Origin of the sequence: Streptomyces sp. NPDC046862 (assembly GCF_040704615.1) — a bacterium.
GTDB lineage: Bacteria > Actinomycetota > Actinomycetes > Streptomycetales > Streptomycetaceae > Streptomyces.
This window is the reverse complement of record NZ_JBEYXP010000017.1, coordinates 83,648-101,388: the sequence shown is the minus strand read 5'-3', so window position 1 is coordinate 101,388 and position 17,741 is coordinate 83,648. Positions and strand designations below refer to the sequence as shown.

Here is a 17,741-nt window from a genome sequence, read left to right as displayed (position 1 = left end):
GGGAAAGCCCGCGTGGGGCGTGTAGGCCGAATCGGCGGTGGAAATGGCTGGTGGGCCGGGCTTGTGGGCCGGTGTGGTCGTGAGCTCGTGGTGTGAAAAGTGTGGTTGGGGCGCTTCCTGTTCGCTGTGGCCGCCGGCGTGATCTTGGTGGGCGGCCGCTGTCAGCGGTGTTTGGTAAGAATGCAGGTGTGAGCAGCGACAACGGGCAGGGGAGCGGCGGCGCCCAGGAGGCGGGGCCGGAGCAGCTCGCGCTCATTCGGGAGGCCGTGCGGAAGAACAAGGCGCCGAAGGCGAAGCCGCGGACGTGGCGGGGGGCCGCGCTGGCCAAGGAGTTGCCGGTTGCGCGGGTGCTGGTGGACAAGGGGGTGCTGCATCTTGATCGGTACTTCGACTACGCCGTGCCCGAGGAGCTGGATGCCGTGGCCCAGCCAGGGGTGCGGGTACGGGTGCGGTTCGGGGCCGGGGGGCGGACTGTGCGCGACGGGAGGCGAGAGGGCGGGTCGCTGATCGACGGGTTCCTGGTCGAGCGGGTGGCCGAGTCCGACTACGCGGGCCCGCTCGCCGCGTTGGCCCAGGTCGTGTCGCCCGAGCCCGTCCTCGGGACCGAACTGCTGGGGCTCGCCCGGGCCGTCGCAGACCGGTACGCGGGGAGCCTGGCGGATGTTCTGCAGCTGGCCGTTCCGCCACGGCACGGGCGGGCCGAGGCCCGGGAGACGGGTACGCCGCCCGCTCCGCCCGCGGCGCCGGAGCCGGGGTCCTGGCAGCGGTACGGCAGGGGAGCGGATTTCCTGAACGCCCTGGCCTCGGGCGGGGCGCCTCGGGCCGTGTGGACCGCGTTGCCCGGACCCCAGTGGGCCGAGGAGATCGCGCGGGTCGTGCAGGCCACGCTCGCCTCGGGGAGGGGCGCGCTCGTCGTCCTGCCGGCCGGGCGGCCGGTCGCGCGGGTGGACGCGGCGCTGCGGGAGCTGCTGGGCGAGGGGCACCATGCCGTGCTCACGGCCGATGCCGGGCAGGAGCGGCGGTACCGGGAGTGGCTGTCCGTGCGGCGGGGGGCCGTGCGGGCCGTGGTGGGGACGCGGGCCGCCATGTTCGCGCCCGTGCGGGATCTCGGGCTCGTGGTCGTCTGGGACGACGGCGATGCCAGTCACAGCGATGACCGCGCGCCGTTTCCGCATGTGCGCGAGGTGCTGGAGCTTCGGGCCTCCCGGGACAAGTGCGCCTTTCTGCTGGGGAGTTGGACGTGCACCGTGGAGGCCGCGCAGCTCGTCGAGAGTGGCTGGGCCGCTCCGCTCGTCGCCGATCGTGAGCGGGTGCGGGCCACTGCGCCACTGGTGCGGACCGTGGGCGACGCCGAGCTGGCGCGGGACGAGGCCGCGCGGGCGGCCCGGCTGCCGAGCCTCGCCTGGCAGGTGGTCCGGGACGGGCTGCGGCACGGGCCGGTGCTCGTGCAGGTGCCGCGGCGGGGGTACGTGCCACGGCTGGCCTGCGCGCGGTGCCGTGAGCCGGCGCGGTGCCGGCGGTGTGCCGGACCGCTGGAGGCCCAGGAGGCCGGAGGCGGTGCTCTGCGCTGTGCGTGGTGCGGGCGCGAGGAGGGTGCCTGGCACTGCGCGGAGTGCGGGGGCTTCCGGCTGCGGGCGCAGGTCGTCGGGGCGCGGCGGACGGCGGAGGAGCTCGGGCGGGCCTTCCCGGCGGTGCCGGTGCGGACCTCGGGGCGGGAGCAGGTCCTGGACACGGTGTCGGCGGCGCCCGCCCTGGTGGTGAGCACTCCGGGCGCCGAGCCGGTCGCCGAGGGCGGGTACGCGGCCGCCCTGCTGCTGGACGGCTGGGCCATGCTCGGCCGCCCTGATCTGCGGGCCGGGGAGGAGGCGTTGCGGCGGTGGATCGGTGCCGCCGCGCTCGTACGGGAGCAGGGGGCGGGCGGCACGGTGGTGGTCGTCGCCGAACCCACGTTGCGGCCCGTGCAGGCCCTCGTACGGTGGGACCCCGTCGGGCACGCCGTGCGGGAACTCGCCGAGCGGGCCGAGCTGGGGTTCCCGCCGGTGTCGCGGATGGCGGCGGTGTCGGGTACGGCGGAAGCGGTGGCCGAGTTCCTGACCGGCGCCGAGCTACCGCGGGATGCCGAGGTGCTGGGCCCTGTTCCGTTGCCCGTCACGGATGCCGGGCGGCCCCGGAGGACAGGGGCGCCGCCGGCGGGGGAGCGGTGGGAGCGGGCGCTGGTCCGCGTTCCACCGGGGAGCGGGGCCGCGCTGGCCGCCGCGTTGAAGAGCGCGCTGGCGGCCCGGATGGCGCGAGGGGGGAGCGGGGGCGAGGCGGTGCGCATCCGCATCGATCCGCTCGACATCGGCTGACCGGCAACGCAAAGCGTCGGCCGACCGGCGACGGAGAGCCTCGGCCGACCGGGGACGGAAAGCCTCGGCCGAGACCGGCGACGGAGAGCCTCGGGAGGCGGAGCGGTGCGAGGCGATGGACCGAGCGGTGCCCGGCGTCGGCGTCCAGGGACGGCCCGGGGCCTGGCGTGGTGCCGAGGTCCGGACTTGGCGTGGTGCCGTTGTTCGGACATGGCACTACCTCCCGGTTCCGGAACCGGGAGGCAGCCGACGGGAGTTGGTCAGCCGTTGCGCGGGCTCGGGAAGGCCGTGGGCCTTGCCTCCTCGCGGAGCGTCGGGCTGCCCGCCGTGGGCTGGGTCGGCATCGACCGGGCGGCCGGGACCGTGGGCACCGCGGGGATGCCGGTTCCGACATTGACCGTGCGCGTGCCCGACGGTTCCGCGGCGCGCTCTGACTCCGCCGCGGCCTGGGCGGCGGCGCGGCGGGCGCCGTAACGGCGGTGCACGGCCTGTTTGGTGACTCCGAGCGCCGAGCCCACCGCGTCCCACGAGAAGCCCAGTGAGCGGTCGAAGTCCACGGCGGCCGTGACCAGGGTCTCGACGCTGTCCCGCAGCTCCTGGGCGAGGCGGACGGTCGGGGCGGGAGCACGTCCGTAGACGACGAAGCCCGTGGAAGGGCCGGAGCGGCGCGGGCGGTAGACGTTCCCCAACTGGGCGGTCAGGGTGCGTAGTGCGTCCACCTGCCGGCGGACCCGCTCGATGTCCCGCACCAGCAAGTGCAGGCTGGCCCGAGCCTGGGCGTCGTGGGTTGCGTGGTCGGCCATGAACAAGCCTCTCGAACCGGCGTTGAAAAGGATGGGCCGCGATTGCGGCCTGTTTGGTCAACTCTGTCTTGACCAACGCGTCTACGGGTTTGTGGTCACGCTGCGGGGGCGTAAGGGCATATTCGTACGCCCCCTGAGGTCGCGTTTCCCGCACTCGGCGGCCCGCGCGGGTGGGTTGTCGGCTCTCAACCGACGCCCCCATAGACTGGTGTGCTGCCCCGCACACCCGTTGCCGAATGCCAAAGACGCCGGGGCCGATCCGAACTCCCGCCCGAGAGGCCGACAGTCACCCATGAAGCTCGTCTTCGCCGGTACCCCCGAGGTCGCCGTTCCCGCCCTGGACGCCCTGATCGCCTCCGGGCGGCACGAGGTGGCCGCCGTCGTCACGCGGCCGGACGCGCCGGCGGGGCGCGGGCGGCGGCTGGTCGCGAGCCCCGTCGCGCAGCGGGCGGAGGAGGCGGGCATCGAGGTGCTGAAGCCGAACCGGCCCAGGGACGAGGAGTTCCTGGCCCGGCTGCGGGAGATCGCGCCGGACTGCGCCCCCGTGGTGGCGTACGGCGCGCTGCTGCCCCGCGTCGCCCTCGACATCCCCGCGCACGGCTGGGTCAACCTGCACTTCTCCCTGCTGCCCGCCTGGCGCGGAGCCGCTCCCGTGCAGCACTCCCTGATGGCGGGGGACGGGATCACCGGGGCGTCGACCTTCCTGATCGAGGAGGGTCTGGACTCAGGGCCCGTCTACGGGACCGTCACCGAGGAGATCCGGCCCACCGACACCAGCGGTGACCTCCTCACCCGGCTGGCCTTCGCCGGGGCCGGGCTGCTGGCCGCGACGATGGACGGGATCGCGGACGGGACGCTCAAGGCCGTTCCGCAGCCCACCGAGGGCGTCACCCTCGCGCCGAAGATCACCGTCGAGGACGCGCACGTCGACTGGTCCGCGCCCGCCCTGCGCGTCGACCGGGTGGTGCGCGGATGCACGCCCGCCCCCGGCGCGTGGACGACGCTCCGTGGCGAGCGGCTCAAGCTCATCCAGGTCGCCCTCGTGCCGGACCGTGACGACCTCGCTCCGGGCGCCCTGGCCGTCGGCAAGAACAACGTGTACGTGGGCACCGGGTCGTACGCCGTCGAGCTGCTGTGGGTGCAGGCCCAGGGCAAGAAGCCGATGCGGGCGGCGGACTGGGCCCGCGGAGTGCGCAATGCCGACGGGGAGACCCTCGGGGCGTAGGGAAGCGCCTGAGCACGGCCTCTCTGCAGCACGCCTCAGCCGCCGGCCGGGCGGGACGTAGGCTTGACGCGTCGCTTATGCGTGTCCCCACCCTGATTTCCGGAGCACCTTTTTCGTGAGTGAGCAGTCACGTCGGCCGCGCAGGCCGGGCAAGCCCTACCGCCGCCCCCAGAAGGACCCCGTCCGCATCCTCGCCTTCGAGGCGCTCAGGGCCGTGGACGAGCGGGACGCGTACGCGAACCTCGTGCTGCCGCCGCTGCTGCGCAAGGCGCGGGAGAAGGAGGGACCCGACAAGTTCGACGGGCGTGACGCGGCGCTGGCCACGGAGCTGGTGTACGGGACGCTGCGGCGGCAGGGGACGTACGACGCCGTCATAGCGGCCTGTGTCGACCGGCCCTTGAGGGAGGTCGACCCGCCCGTGCTGGACGTGCTGAGTCTCGGGGTGCACCAGTTGCTCGGGACCCGGATCCCCAGCCACGCCGCCGTCTCCGCCTCCGTCGAACTCGCGCGCGTCGTCCTCGGCGACGGGCGCGCCAAGTTCGTCAACGCCGTGCTGCGGAAGGTCGCGCAGGACGACCTCGACGGCTGGCTCGAGCGGATCGCGCCGCCGTACGACGAGGACCCGGAGGACCATCTCGCCGTCGTCCACTCGCATCCCCGCTGGGTCGTCTCCGCGCTGTGGGACTCCCTCGGCGGTGGTCGCGCGGGCATCGAGCGGCTCCTGGAAGCCGACAACGAGCGCCCCGAAGTCACCCTCGTCGCCCGTCCCGGGCGGGCCACCGCCGGTGAGCTGCTCGACGCCCTCGGGGACGAGGCCGCGACGCCCGGGCGCTGGTCGCCGTATGCCGTGGCCCTCAGCGAGGGTGGCGAGCCGGGCGCCATCGACGCCGTACGGGAGGGCCGTGCGGGCGTGCAGGACGAGGGCAGCCAACTCGTCGCGCTCGCCCTCGCGAACATGCCCCTGGACGGCCCCGACAAGGCGTGGCTGGACGGGTGCGCCGGGCCCGGCGGGAAGGCCGCCCTTCTTGCCGGCCTCGCCGCGGAGCGGGGCGCCGTGCTGCTCGCCTCCGAGAAGCAGCCGCACCGGGCCGGGCTCGTCGCGAAGGCACTGGACGGCAACCCCGGGCCGTATCAGGTCATCGCCGCCGACGGGACGCGGCCGCCGTGGCGGCCGGGCACCTTCGACCGGGTGCTGATGGACGTGCCCTGCACGGGACTCGGGGCTCTGCGCAGGCGGCCCGAGGCGCGGTGGCGGCGGCGGCCCGAGGACCTGGACGGATTCGGGCCGCTCCAGCGCGCCTTGCTGCGCAACGCGCTCGAGTCGGTGCGTGCCGGCGGTGTCGTCGGGTACGCCACGTGTTCGCCGCACCTCGCCGAGACCCGCGCGGTCGTCGACGACGTGCTCAAGCAGTACGGCTCCTCGGCCGAACTCATCGACGCCCGGCCGCTGCTGGAGGGCGTACCGGACCTGGGCGAGGGCCCGGATGTGCAGCTGTGGCCGCATCTGCACGGGACGGACGCGATGTATCTGGCCCTGATCCGCAGGCTGGCCTGAAGCCCGGTACACGTGTGGCTCATCAGGCGCGCGGGCCCTCAGCCATCTCGCCGTGTGGCCTGCACCGCCGGTTCCCGCGCCGTGCCTCCGCCGTCCTCGTGGGACAGCCGGTGGGGCCACCACACCTTCGGTCCGACGTCCAGGAACAGCGCCGTCACCAGGACGGACCGTACGACGAACGTGTCCAGCAGCACGCCCAGCGCGACCGCGAAGCCGATCTCGGCGAAGGCGATCAACGGGAGCGTGCCGAGGGCGGCGAAGGTGCCGGCCAGGACCAGGCCGGCGGACGTGATGACCGCGCCCGTCGCCGCCAGGCCCGTCACCACACCGGGACGCGTGCCCTGGCGGACCGCCTCCTCGCGGATGCGGGTGGTCAGGAAGATGTTGTAGTCGATGCCCAGGGCGACCAGGAACACGAAGACGAACAGCGGGAAGTCCGTCGACTCTCCCGCGTAGTCGAAGGCGTACCGGAACGCGAGCGCGCTGATGCCCAGCGCGGCGGCGAACGACAGCACCACCGTCCCGATCAGCAGGAGCGGCGCGACCACGGCCCGCAGCAGGGCACCCAGGATCAGCAGCACCACGGCCAGGACGAGCGGGATGATCAGGATGTTGTCGTGGGTCGTCGCCCTGTCCATGTCGAGCAGGGCCGCCGTACCGCCGCCGACCTTGGCGTCGGCGCCGGGCACCGCGTGCACGGCGTCGCGGACGCGCTCCACGGTGTGCTTCGCGGCCTCGCTGTCGGAGGGGTCGGTCATGGTCGCCTCGAACAGGACCTGGCCGTTGTGCTCGGGCTTCGTGCCGGGCGGCAGACCGAGCGAGTCCGGGACGACTCCGCGGGTCCCGGCGACCGTGCGCCCCACGTCCTCGGCCTGCGCCCGGTTGCTGATGATCACGAGGGGGTCACCGCTGCCCGCCGGGAAGTACCGTGCGGACACCTCCTGGCCGACGGTCGAGTCCGGCTTGCCGGTGAAGGCGTCCGCGTTGCTGATGCCCTCGGCCCGCAGCTGGATCAGCCCCAGTGAGCACAGGGCGAGGACCGCCGCCGTGATGCACCAGGTCATGCGCGGGCGGCCGGAGATGCCGCGTCCGGTACGGGCCCAGAAGCCGCGCGCGGTGGGGTCGGCCGAGCCGAGGTGCGGGATCGCCGGCCAGAAGATCCAGCGGCCGAAGATCACCAGCAGGGCGGGGAAGAGCGTCATCATCGCGATCAGGGCGACGGCGACGCCGATGGCGGCGACCGGGCCGAGGCCGCTCGTCGAGTTCATCTCGGCTGTCAGCAGGACGAGCATGCTGAGGACGACGGTGGCGCCGGACGCGATCACGGCCGGGCCCGCGCGGTGCAGGGCGAGGGCCATCGCCTCGTGCCGGTCCTCGTGCCGGCGCAGCTCCTCGCGGTAGCGGGCGACCAGCAGCAGCGCGTAGTCGGTGCCGGCGCCGAAGACGAGGACGGTGAGGATGCCCGCGCTCTGGCCGTTGACGGTCAGGCCCCCGTACTGCGCCAGGAAGTAGATCAGCGCCTGGGCGGTGAACAGGGCGGCGACCACCGAGACCACCGGTACCAGCAGGAGGGTCGGACTGCGGTAGGTGAACAGGAGGATCACGATGACGATGCCCATCGCCGCGAACAGCAGCGTGGAGTCGATGCCCTCGAACGCCTTCGAGAAGTCGGCCGACGTACCGCCCGGACCCGTGATGTGGACGGCCAGCCCGCCCTGGCTCTTTCCGGTCTGGTCGCGGATCGAGTCGACCGCGGGCGCGATGCGCTCCCAGCCCTCCTCGGTCACCGTGATGGGGACGAGGATCTCGGCGGCCCGCGGATCGGTGGCGCGGTCGTAGACCGGCCCCCGGGTCTCCGCGCCGCGGATGCCGTGGTCGCGCAGTGCCTTGATCTGCCGTACGTCCGCCTCGATCTTCGCCCGGTCCGCGGCGGTGAGGCCGCTGTCGCGGGCGTAGACGACGACCGCTGGGATCTGCTCGGGCCTGAAGCCCTCGGAGATCCGCAGGACCTGGGTGGACTCGGCGGAGCCCGGCAGCCACGACGCCGCGTCGTTGTCCTGGGCGCTGCTGAGCTTCTGCGCGAACGGCACGGTCAGGAAGAGCACCACCAGCCACAGCGCCAGCACCAGCCACTTGGCGCGACGGCCGCAGGCCAGGTGCGCGATGCCCTTGCGCGGCCGGTCCTTCGGCTGCCGGTCCTCAAGCGGGCCCTGGGACTCCGTCATGGGCGCCTCCAGCCGGTGGCCGGGCTCGGACTGGGGGGAACAAGCGGTGCCGGGCATGGGAGGCTTAGGACATGGCCGCGCAGATCAACCCCAGCATCCTGTCCGCCGACTTCGCCCGGCTCGCCGAGGAGGCAAAGGCCGTCGAAGGGGCCGACTGGCTCCATGTAGACGTGATGGACAACCATTTCGTCCCGAACCTCACGCTCGGTGTGCCGGTGGTGGAGTCGCTCGCCCGCGCGACGGAGACCCCGCTGGACTGCCACCTGATGATCGAGGACCCCGATCGGTGGGCACCGCAGTACATCGAGGCGGGCGCCGGTTCCGTCACCTTTCACGTCGAGGCGGCCGCCGCGCCCGTGCGGCTCGCCCGTGAGATCCGTGCCAAGGGCGCCCGGGCCTCCATGGCGCTGAAGCCCGCGACACCCATCGAGCCGTACGAGGACCTGCTTCCCGAGCTCGACATGCTGCTGATCATGACGGTCGAGCCGGGCTTCGGAGGCCAGGCGTTCCTCGACATCATGCTCCCCAAGATCCGCCGCACCCGCGAGTTGATCACCAAGCACGGTCTCGAGCTCTGGCTCCAGGTCGACGGCGGGGTCTCGGCCTCCACCGTCGAGCGCTGCGCCGAGGCGGGCGCGGACGTCTTCGTCGCCGGCTCGGCGGTGTACGGGGCCGAGGATCCGGCCGAGGCGGTACGGGCCCTGCGCGCGCAGGCCGAGGCGGCGACGGCCACGGCGGCCTGGGCATGTTCCCACTGAACACCCGACGGGACGACCGGGAGCCGCGGGAACACGGCCGCGTTCAGGAACCTCACAGGGGCCCCGGAGCGTTGATCAGGAACCCCGTGAAGCCGCGGGGACGTCCGACCAGTGGGGCCCAGGAAGCCGGTGACGTGCGACCACTGGGCCAAGACATCGTGAACGCCACCCGTCCGGGCTGATCGAACATGCCGGATCTGCAAGGATGAACGGCGTATCCAGAGTGTGAACAGCAGTGAGGAGAAGGCCGTGTCGGGTATGTCGGCGGGCCGGTCAGCCATGCGGATGGGACCCGCTGAGCTGGTGCAGGCGGCGGCGATGGCCCGCCGCTTCTATCTCGAGGGCAAATCCAAGATCCAGATCGCCGAGGAGTTCGGTGTCAGCCGCTTCAAGGTGGCCCGGGTCCTGGAGACCGCTCTCGAACGGGATCTCGTACGCATCGAGATCCGTGTCCCCGCCGAGCTGGACGCCGAGCGCTCCGACGCGCTGCGCGCCCGCTACGGCCTCCGGCACGCCGTGGTGGTCGAGTCGCCCGCCGAGGCGGAGGAGTCGCCCGACCCGGAGAACCTCGGTGAGGTCGCCGCCGACCTTCTCGGCGAACTGGTGACCGAGGGCGACGTCCTCGGGCTCGCCTGGGGCCGCTCCACCATCCACATGGCGGCCGCTCTCGACCGGCTGCCGCCGTGCACGGTGGTGCAGCTGACGGGCGTGTACGACGCCGGTACCGCAGAGCGCGGCTCGGTGGAGGCCGTCCGCCGGGCCGCCCAGGTCTCCGGCGGGGACGCCCACCCCATCTACGCGCCGATGCTGCTGCCGGACGCGGCGACCGCGGAGGCGCTGCGCCACCAGACCGGGATCGCACGCGCGTTTGAGTACTTCGACAAGGTCACGGTCGCCTGCGTCTCCATCGGGTCCTGGGAGGCGGGCATCTCGACGGTGCACGACATGCTCACCGAGGAGGAGCGCTCCCACTACGCGTCCCTCGGTGTCGCCGCCGAGATGTCCGCGCACCTCTTCGACACCGAGGGCCGCCGGGTGGGGCGGGACCTGGGGGAGCGGTGCATCACCGTCAAGGCCGACCAGCTGCGCCGTATCCCCGAGGTCGTCGCGATCGCGGGCGGGCAGCGGAAGGCTGCCGCCATTGACGCGGTACTGCGGTCGGGGCTGGTCACCAGCCTCGTCACGGACACGGCGGCGGCGGACGCCCTGCTGATGGCGGGGCCGGCGCCGAAGTCCGCGCTCAGTCGGACGGATCCGGACGGGGCGTGACGGTTCGCTCCGCGGGTTCAGCGGGTCGTCTCGTCTGCGGGTCGCTCCGTGTCGGGCCGGTGAGTCTCGTCTGCCTGGGTGGGGTGCGTCAGCGGCTGTGGGTTCGTTGTGGCTGGTCGCGCAGTTCCCCGCGCCCCTTACGGGGCGCACCCCATCGGCCGGCACGCCTCCAGGTCCGGCGCACTGGCGGCGGTGAGGGCGGCGAGGTGTACTAATCGATGATCATTACGACTCGATCGGGACGGTGCTCGGATGAGTGACGGCACGCTGGCTGACGCGCTGGGGGCCGCCGACTGGTGGTACGTCGAGCTCGACCTCGCCGGTGTCACCGACAAGCCCGCCTTCATGGACCGCTGCGCCCGTGCCCTGGGGCTGCCCGACTACTTCGGGCGGAACTGGGACGCCCTCGCCGACTGCCTCGGTGACCTGTCGTGGGCCCCGGCCGCGCGGGGGCGGCTGGTCGTGGTCACCGGATGGCAGGAGTTCGCCCTGGCGGTGCCGCACGACTGGGGTATCGCGCAGGAGGTGTTCGCCGAGGCCGGCGACCGCTGGCGCGGCACGGAGACCCCGCTGCGGGTGATGCTCGCTCTCGGAGGATCCTCCTAGGACGACCCCGGCCACTCTGGACGATCTGTCCGGGCCACTCAAACCGGCCACCATGGGAAAATGAAGTACGTGCTCTCTTCCCCCTGGCTGACCTGTCGGGGGGCCACCTCTGATCGACTGGGATGTGCAGCACGTGCGTTTCCTCAATGACATCCAGCCCGCGTACGACCTGACGTACGACGACGTCTTCATGGTGCCGAGCCGTTCCGCGGTCGGATCCCGCCAGGGCGTGGACCTGACCTCGCCGGACGGGTCAGGTACCACCATCCCGATCGTCGTGGCCAACATGACCGCCATCGCGGGCCGTCGTATGGCCGAGACCGTCGCCCGGCGCGGCGGACTCGTCGTCATCCCGCAGGACATCCCGATCGAGGTCGTCACCGAGGTCATCTCCTGGGTGAAGGGCCGCCACCACGTGCTGGACACCCCGATCGTGCTCGGCCCCCACCAGACCGTCGCCGACGCCCTCGCCCTGCTGCCGAAGCGCGCGCACAACGCGGGTGTGGTCGTGGACGAGGAGCAGAGGCCCGTCGGCGTCGTCACCGACACCGACCTGTCCGGCGTCGACCGCTTCACACAGCTCTCCGAGGTCATGTCCCGGGACCTGCTGCTCCTCGACGCGACGATCGACCCGCGCGAGGCCTTCCACACCCTCGACGCCGCCAACCGCCGCTACGCCCCCGCCGTCGAGGCCGACGGCAGGCTGGCCGGCATCCTGACCCGCAAGGGCGCCCTGCGCGCCACGCTCTACACCCCGGCCACGGACGCGGGCGGCAGGCTGCGCATAGCCGCCGCCGTCGGCATCAACGGCGACGTCGCGGGCAAGGCCAAGCAACTCCTCGACGCCGGCGTCGACACCCTCGTCATCGACACGGCGCACGGCCACCAGGAGTCGATGATCAGCGCCATCGGGACGGTCCGGGCGCTCGACCCGACCGTGCCGATCGCCGCGGGCAACATCGTCGCCGCCGAGGGCGTGCGCGACCTCATCGAGGCCGGAGCGGACATCGTCAAGGTCGGTGTGGGCCCCGGCGCCATGTGCACCACCCGCATGATGACCGGTGTGGGCCGCCCCCAGTTCTCGGCCGTCCTGGAATGCGCTGCCGAGGCACGGAAGTACGGCAAGCACGTGTGGGCCGACGGCGGTGTGCGGCACCCGCGCGACGTCGCGATGGCCCTCGCGGCCGGGGCGTCGAACGTCATGGTCGGGTCCTGGTTCGCGGGGACGTACGAGTCGCCGGGCGACCTCCAGCAGGACGCGGGCGGCCGCCTCTACAAGGAGTCGTTCGGCATGGCCTCCGCGCGAGCCGTCCGCAACCGCACGTCGGACGAGTCGGCGTACGACCGCGCCCGCAAGGCCCTGTTCGAGGAGGGCATCTCCACCTCGCGCATGTTCCTCGACCCGGCCCGCCCGGGAGTCGAGGATCTCATCGACTCGATCATCGCGGGCGTCCGCTCCTCCTGCACCTACGCGGGCGCCTCCTCCCTGGAGGAGTTCGCCGAACGGGCCGTCGTCGGCATCCAGAGCGCCGCCGGCTACGCGGAGGGCCAGCCGCTGCACGCCAGCTGGAACTGAGCGGGCCGGAAGGGGTCGCGCGCAATGGTCGAGAGCCGTCGCGCAACGAACGTGCACGCGGCCCCGATGCGCGCAACGATCTTGCGGACGTGTGCAAGGTTGCTGCGTTACGCCCGCGAAGAAAAGATCAGTAGGCTCATGCCCTGTACGTGGCGTGGCGGGGACCTCCTGCTCGGTGGGTCCCTGCTTCGGGGTGCCGCCGGTCCTCACCCGCCCTGACCGGCAGCGATGAAGGAGCCGACGCGTGCTCGACCACGGCGCACCCCCACCGTCCCCCGCCCGCCCCACACCCCCTCCCTCCGGCACAGCCGCCGGGCCGATGCGCCGCAAGCCCGTGGAACGGCTGGTCGAGGAGGGTGGCCAGGGCGAGGGCGGCCGACTGCGGCGCTCCCTCGGGCTGTGGCAGCTCACCATGATCAGCATCGGTGCCACGCTCGGCACCGGTATCTTCGTGGTGCTCGGCGAAGCCGTCCCCGACGCCGGTCCCGCCGTCACCCTCTCCTTCGTGATCGCCGGCCTCACCGCGCTCTTCTCGGCCCTCTCGTACGCCGAACTCGCGGGCACCATCCCGGTCGCCGGCTCCTCGTACTCGTACGCGTACGCAACGATGGGTGAACTGGTCGCCTGGGTGTGCGGCTGGTGCCTGGTCCTGGAGTACGGCGTGTCGGTGGCCGCGGTCGCGGTCGGCTGGGGCGAGTACCTCAACGAGCTGCTCGACGGCACGATCGGCGTCACCATCCCCGACGCACTGTCCGCCCCACCCGGCGACGGCGGGATCTTCAACCTGCCCGCGCTGATCGTCGTCCTGCTCGCGATGGTGTTCCTGCTCGGCGGCGCCCGCGAGTCCGCCCGCGCAAACACGGTCATGGTCGCCGTGAAGATCGCCGCGCTGCTGCTGTTCTGCGTGATCGGCGTCCAGGGCTTCCGCTCCGGCAACTACGAAAACTTCATGCCGCTCGGCATGGCCGGCGTCAGCGCCGCCGGGGCCACGCTCTTCTTCTCGTACATCGGTTTCGACGCCGCCTCCACGGCGGGCGAGGAAGCCAAGAACGCCCAGCGCGACCTGCCGCGCGCCATCATGCTCTCGCTGGTCATCGTCACCGCGCTGTACGTCCTCGTCGCCGCGGTCGCCGTCGGAGCGCGCCCCTGGCAGAAGTTCGACGGCTCGGAAGCCGCGCTCGCGGGGATCATGAAGGACACCACCGGCGACGCCTTCTGGGGCACCGTGCTCGCGGCGGGAGCCGTCATCGCCATCGCCAGCGTCGTCCTGACCGTGCTGTACGGCCAGACCCGCATCCTGTTCGCCATGTCCCGCGACGGGCTCGTGCCCAAGGTGTTCTCCCGAGTCCACCCGAAGACGGGCACGCCCCGCGCCAACACGGTCATCGTGTCCCTCTTCTGCGGCGTCCTCGCCGCCGCGATCCCGCTCGGCCAGCTCGCCGACGCCACCAGCATCGGCACGCTGTTCGCCTTCGCGCTGGTCAACGTGGCGGTCGTGGTGCTGCGGTGGACCCGGCCGGACATGCCGCGTACATTCCGGGTGCCGCTGTCGCCGGTGCTGCCCGCGCTCGGCCTCCTCTTCTGCCTCTGGATGATGGGCAGCCTCGACGCCGTCACATGGGTGGTCTTCGGGGTCTGGATGGCCGCCGGGCTCGTGTTCTACTTCAGTTACGGCTACCGCCGTTCCCGTCTCGCGACTCCAGAGAAGTGATCCACCCGCAGTGCTGAACGATCTCGACGAACGCATCGTGCACGCCCTCGCCGAGGACGCCCGCCGCTCCTACGCCGACATAGGCCACCTGGTCGGCCTGTCCGCGCCCGCCGTCAAACGGCGCGTGGACCGGCTGCGCGCGACCGGGGCGATCACCGGCTTCACGGTGCGGGTCGATCCCGCCGCGCTCGGCTGGGAGACCGAGGGGTTCGTCGAGATCTACTGCCGCCGCAACACCTCGCCGGAGACGATCCAGCGGGGGCTGGAGCGGTATCAGGAGGTCGTGGCGGCGTCCACGGTCACCGGCGAGGCCGATGCGGTGGTGCAGGTCTTCGCCTCCGACATGCGGCACTTCGAGAGGGTGCTGGAGCGGATCGCGGGGGAGTCGTTCGTGGAGCGGACGAAGTCCGTGCTGGTGCTGTCTCCCTTGCTGCGGAGGTTCTCTTCCGGGGCGCCTGCCTAGGAGCTCGGTCGGCGCAGCACGCCCCTTCCCGGGCGCACCTACTGGTCCGCCGTTTTCCCGTCTAACATCTGTGTCATGACCTGGCGACATTGATCCAGTAGCCGATTCAGTAGCCGTGCCTCCCGAGGGCCGCCTCGGACGCCGTTCATCCGGCGTCCGAACTGTCCCTGCGGGAAGGCCTCATGACACTCTCACCTGCGCGTGTGCCCGCCACCGGTGTCCGGCGGCTCACGGCCACGCTGTACGGCTACTCGTTCCTCGACGATCTCGTCCTGCTCTACCCGGTGTACGCGCTGCTGTTCGTCGACACCGGTCTCTCGGTCTGGCAGATCTCCTCCCTGTTCGTGCTCTGGTCGCTGACGGGCGTCCTCGTCGAGGTCCCGTCCGGTGCCTGGGCCGACGCCGTCTCCCGGCGGACGCTGCTGTGGCTCGGACCGCTTCTCGGCGCCGTCGGCTTCGGCCTGTGGGTGCTCGTCCCCTCGTACGAGGCGTTCGCCGCCGGCTTCGTGCTCTGGGGTGTCCGAGGAGCCCTCGGTTCCGGTGCGCTGGAGGCGCTCGTGTACGAGGAGCTCGACCGCCTCGGCGCGGCCGAGCGTTACGCGCGCGTCATGGGCCGGGCCCACGCCGCCGGGCTGGTCGGAGTCGTGACGGCCACGGCGCTCGCCGGTCCGGTGCTCGAGTTCGGCGGATACCCGGCCGTGGGGCTGGCCACCGTGCTGGCCTGTCTGCTGACCGCCGCGGTGGCGATCCGGTTCCCGGAACACCGGACCCCCACCGCCGGGGACGACAGCTGGGCCACGACCCTCACCACGCTGCGGACGGGGCTCGCGGAAGCCCGCCGCGATCGATCCGTGCGCGGAGCGCTCCTGCTCGTTCCGGCCGTCAGCGCCGTGTGGGGCGCGCTCGACGAGTACACACCGCTGCTGGCGAAGGACACCGGTGTGTCCGAGGAGACGGTTCCCTACCTGCTTCTGCTGATCTGGGCGGGCGCCACGGCCGGAAGCCTGCTGGCCGCAGTGGGCGAACGCCTGGGCAGGACCGGGCTCGCCCTGCTGCTCGCCGGTTCGGCGCTGGCCCTGGCCGCGGGCGCGGTGGCGCGAACACCGTCCGGTATCGCTCTCGTGGCCCTCGCCTTCGGCGGCTTCCAGCTGTCGACCGTGCTGGCCGACGTCCGGCTCCAGCAGCGCATCGACAGCTCGGGCCGGGCCACCCTGACCTCGGTCGCCGGGATGGGTACCGAACTCGCCACGATCACCGTGTACGGCGCGTACGCGCTGCTCGGCTCGGCCCACGTGCCCGGCACGGTCTTCGCCGTGTTCGCGGTGCCGTACCTGGTGACCGCGCTGTTGCTGACGGCTCGAAGTCCGGCTGCTACGGCACGACGTTGAAGTCGCCCGTGCCCTTCCTGACCTTCTCGAAGGGCGCCGAGCTGACGCACTTCGGCAGGTCCTTCGGGCCCATGTCCTCGGTCACCGCCCAGCTGTAGCCGACGCGGTCGACGCGGCCGGTGTCGTGGACGGTTATGCCCACCCGGTGGTGCTTGAGGTTGGGCACATTGGTGGCCGTGACGACGCCCGAGACCACGGCCACCTTGCCGCCGGTGACGAGGCAGTCGACGCGTGCTTTCGCCCAGCCGCCTCTGTCACCCATGTAGTGGCTCCAGTGGAACGTGCCGGTGGCCCTGGTCCAGTCGGCCTTGTCCTTCGCGGCCAGGTGCGCGTCGATGGAGAACGTGATGTCCTCACCGGGCCGCTGGAGCTTGGCGGTGCCGGTCAGGGCGGCGGCCTCGCGCCGTTTGTGTTGTCCGTGCCCGGAGCCGGAGCCGGAGCCGGAGCCGGAGCCGGAGCCGGAGTCGGAGCCCGTCGCGGCTGCGGAAGCAGCCGCGCCGGTCGCCAGCAGCAGGGCGGCGGCCCCGAGCACACCGACCTTCCAGACCTTCGCACGGAGGGTCGGGTTGGGACGAGCCGAACGGTTGGGATGAGCCGAACCGTGCGGAAGTCCGGGACGGTTCGGAAGAGTCGGACGGTTCACTGGGAGCCCCTTCTGCGGTTGATCGGACATGTCCCACTCTCCCGGTGGCACACCCCTCGCCACATCCCGCTACGGAGTGCATCGCCCCTCCGCCCCCGGGTGGGGACCGCACGGCCCCCACCTGCACCCACGGGTGGAGCACCCTCACTCGCGAGGTGCACAACGAATCGCCGCCGAACCCGCGCGGCACGCAACGGTTCGCTCATCGGCGCGCAACGGCTCCCGCTTGTCCGGCCGGGCCGGCCGACCGTACCGTCTAAGTGGCCCGGCAGTCGGCTCCCGACTTCCCACTCGGCCCCCCAACTCCCTTCGTCCCGGTGAGGAACACGCATGCGCACCGCCCTGCTCCAGAGCTCCGGCCGCCCCGGCTCGGTCGCCGGGAACCTCAAGGTTCTCGACGAGGCCGCGGGGCGTGCGGCGGCCTCGGGAGCCGGGCTGCTGGTGGTGCCGGAGATGTTCCTGACCGGATACGCGATCGGCGACGACATCGCGCGGCTGGCCGAGCCCGCCGACGGCGACTCCGCCGACGCCATCGCGGAGACCGCCGGACGGCACGGTCTCGCGGTCGCGTACGGCTATCCCGAGCGGGCCGGAGATCATGTCTTCAACTCGGCCCAGCTCATATCCGCCGACGGCGTCCGGCTGGCGAACTACCGCAAGACGCACCTCTTCGGCTGCTTCGAGCGCGACCACTTCACGCCGGGGGAGCAGCCGGTCGTCCAGGCCGAACTGGGCGGCCTTCGCGTCGGCGTCATGATCTGCTACGACGTCGAGTTCCCGGAGAACGTGCGCGCCCACGCCCTCGCCGGCACCGACCTCCTCCTGGTGCCCACGGCTCAGATGCATCCGTTCCAGTTCGTCGCCGAGTCGCTGGTCCCGGTGCGCGCCTTCGAGAGCCAGATGTACGTCGCGTACGTCAACCGTGTCGGCCAGGAAGGCGAGTTCGACTTCGTCGGGATCTCCACACTGGCCGGCCCCGACGGGGTCGCGCGCGCCCGCGGCGGACGTGGTGAGGAACTCCTCCTCGCCGAAGCAGACCCCGCCTTCCTCGCCGCCTCCCGACAGGCGAACCCGTACCTGGAGGACCGCCGCCCCGGCCTCTACGGGCCCCTGACCCGAACAACCCGGCCCCTGGCCTGAGCATCCCGGCGCCTGGCCCGAGCAACCCCTG

At 72.3% G+C, this 17,741-nt stretch carries 14 protein-coding genes; 11 read left to right on the top strand and 3 right to left on the bottom strand.

Translation table 11 applies throughout. From position 1 onward, the window contains the following. Positions 1-188 precede the first annotated feature (188 nt). Positions 189-2,348, top strand: a complete 2,160-nt coding sequence (locus AB0959_RS20600) for a primosomal protein N' (protein ID WP_366827872.1) — start codon at positions 189-191, stop codon at positions 2,346-2,348. A gap of 260 nt (positions 2,349-2,608) precedes the next feature. On the opposite strand, the gene AB0959_RS20595 is transcribed toward AB0959_RS20600, so the two are convergent. Next, positions 2,609-3,151: a hypothetical protein gene (locus AB0959_RS20595; RefSeq protein WP_366827871.1), complete on the bottom strand. Its 543-nt coding sequence runs from the start codon at positions 3,149-3,151 to the stop codon at positions 2,609-2,611. Between the two features lie 292 nt (positions 3,152-3,443). Between AB0959_RS20595 and fmt the strand changes: the two genes are divergently transcribed. Both fmt and AB0959_RS20585 read left to right on the top strand, forming a co-directional pair. After that, positions 3,444-4,376, top strand: a complete 933-nt coding sequence (fmt, locus tag AB0959_RS20590) for a methionyl-tRNA formyltransferase (RefSeq protein ID WP_366827870.1) — start codon at positions 3,444-3,446, stop codon at positions 4,374-4,376. Between the two features lie 115 nt (positions 4,377-4,491). Beyond that, positions 4,492-5,931 carry a transcription antitermination factor NusB gene (locus AB0959_RS20585; protein WP_366827869.1) on the top strand — a complete coding sequence of 480 codons (1,440 nt, stop codon included), beginning with the start codon at positions 4,492-4,494 and terminating at the stop codon, positions 5,929-5,931. A gap of 38 nt (positions 5,932-5,969) precedes the next feature. Here AB0959_RS20585 and AB0959_RS20580 read toward each other — a convergent pair whose 3' ends face one another. Next, complete coding sequence (locus tag AB0959_RS20580; RefSeq protein ID WP_366827868.1) at positions 5,970-8,156, bottom strand: MMPL family transporter; 2,187 nt, start codon at positions 8,154-8,156, stop codon at positions 5,970-5,972. Positions 8,157-8,227: 71 nt separating this feature from the next. Here AB0959_RS20580 and rpe point away from each other — a divergent pair, with 71 nt between their 5' ends. The 7 genes from rpe to AB0959_RS20545 all read left to right on the top strand — a co-directional run bounded on the left by rpe (position 8,228) and on the right by AB0959_RS20545 (position 15,927). Next, on the top strand, positions 8,228-8,914 hold the full coding sequence (gene rpe, locus AB0959_RS20575) for a ribulose-phosphate 3-epimerase (RefSeq protein ID WP_366827867.1): 687 nt from the start codon (positions 8,228-8,230) through the stop codon (positions 8,912-8,914). 225 nt (positions 8,915-9,139) lie between these two features. Beyond that, positions 9,140-10,183: a sugar-binding domain-containing protein gene (locus AB0959_RS20570; protein ID WP_366827866.1), complete on the top strand. Its 1,044-nt coding sequence runs from the start codon at positions 9,140-9,142 to the stop codon at positions 10,181-10,183. A 252-nt stretch (positions 10,184-10,435) separates the two neighbouring features. Then, positions 10,436-10,789 (top strand): barstar family protein, encoded by a 354-nt coding sequence (locus AB0959_RS20565; protein ID WP_366827865.1) that lies wholly within the window; start codon positions 10,436-10,438, stop codon positions 10,787-10,789. A gap of 133 nt (positions 10,790-10,922) precedes the next feature. Further along, a complete protein-coding gene (locus AB0959_RS20560; protein ID WP_366827864.1) occupies positions 10,923-12,365 on the top strand; it encodes a GuaB1 family IMP dehydrogenase-related protein in 1,443 nt (480 codons plus the stop codon). Positions 12,366-12,609: 244 nt separating this feature from the next. After that, positions 12,610-14,076: an amino acid permease gene (locus AB0959_RS20555; RefSeq protein WP_366827862.1), complete on the top strand. Its 1,467-nt coding sequence runs from the start codon at positions 12,610-12,612 to the stop codon at positions 14,074-14,076. Positions 14,077-14,086: 10 nt separating this feature from the next. Then, positions 14,087-14,539 carry an Lrp/AsnC family transcriptional regulator gene (locus tag AB0959_RS20550; protein WP_366827861.1) on the top strand — a complete coding sequence of 151 codons (453 nt, stop codon included), beginning with the start codon at positions 14,087-14,089 and terminating at the stop codon, positions 14,537-14,539. A gap of 182 nt (positions 14,540-14,721) precedes the next feature. Beyond that, positions 14,722-15,927, top strand: a complete 1,206-nt coding sequence (locus AB0959_RS20545; protein ID WP_366827860.1) for an MFS transporter — start codon at positions 14,722-14,724, stop codon at positions 15,925-15,927. Here AB0959_RS20545 and AB0959_RS20540 read toward each other — a convergent pair. Continuing rightward, positions 15,911-16,459: a Repetin gene (locus AB0959_RS20540; RefSeq protein WP_366827859.1), complete on the bottom strand. Its 549-nt coding sequence runs from the start codon at positions 16,457-16,459 to the stop codon at positions 15,911-15,913. The two genes, AB0959_RS20545 and AB0959_RS20540, sit on opposite strands and share 17 nt — an antisense overlap. 441 nt (positions 16,460-16,900) lie before the next feature. On the opposite strand from AB0959_RS20540, the gene AB0959_RS20535 reads away from it, so the two are divergent. Next, positions 16,901-17,710, top strand: coding sequence for a carbon-nitrogen hydrolase family protein (locus tag AB0959_RS20535; protein WP_366827858.1), 810 nt, complete (start codon positions 16,901-16,903; stop codon positions 17,708-17,710). The last annotated feature ends 31 nt before the right edge of the window (positions 17,711-17,741 follow it).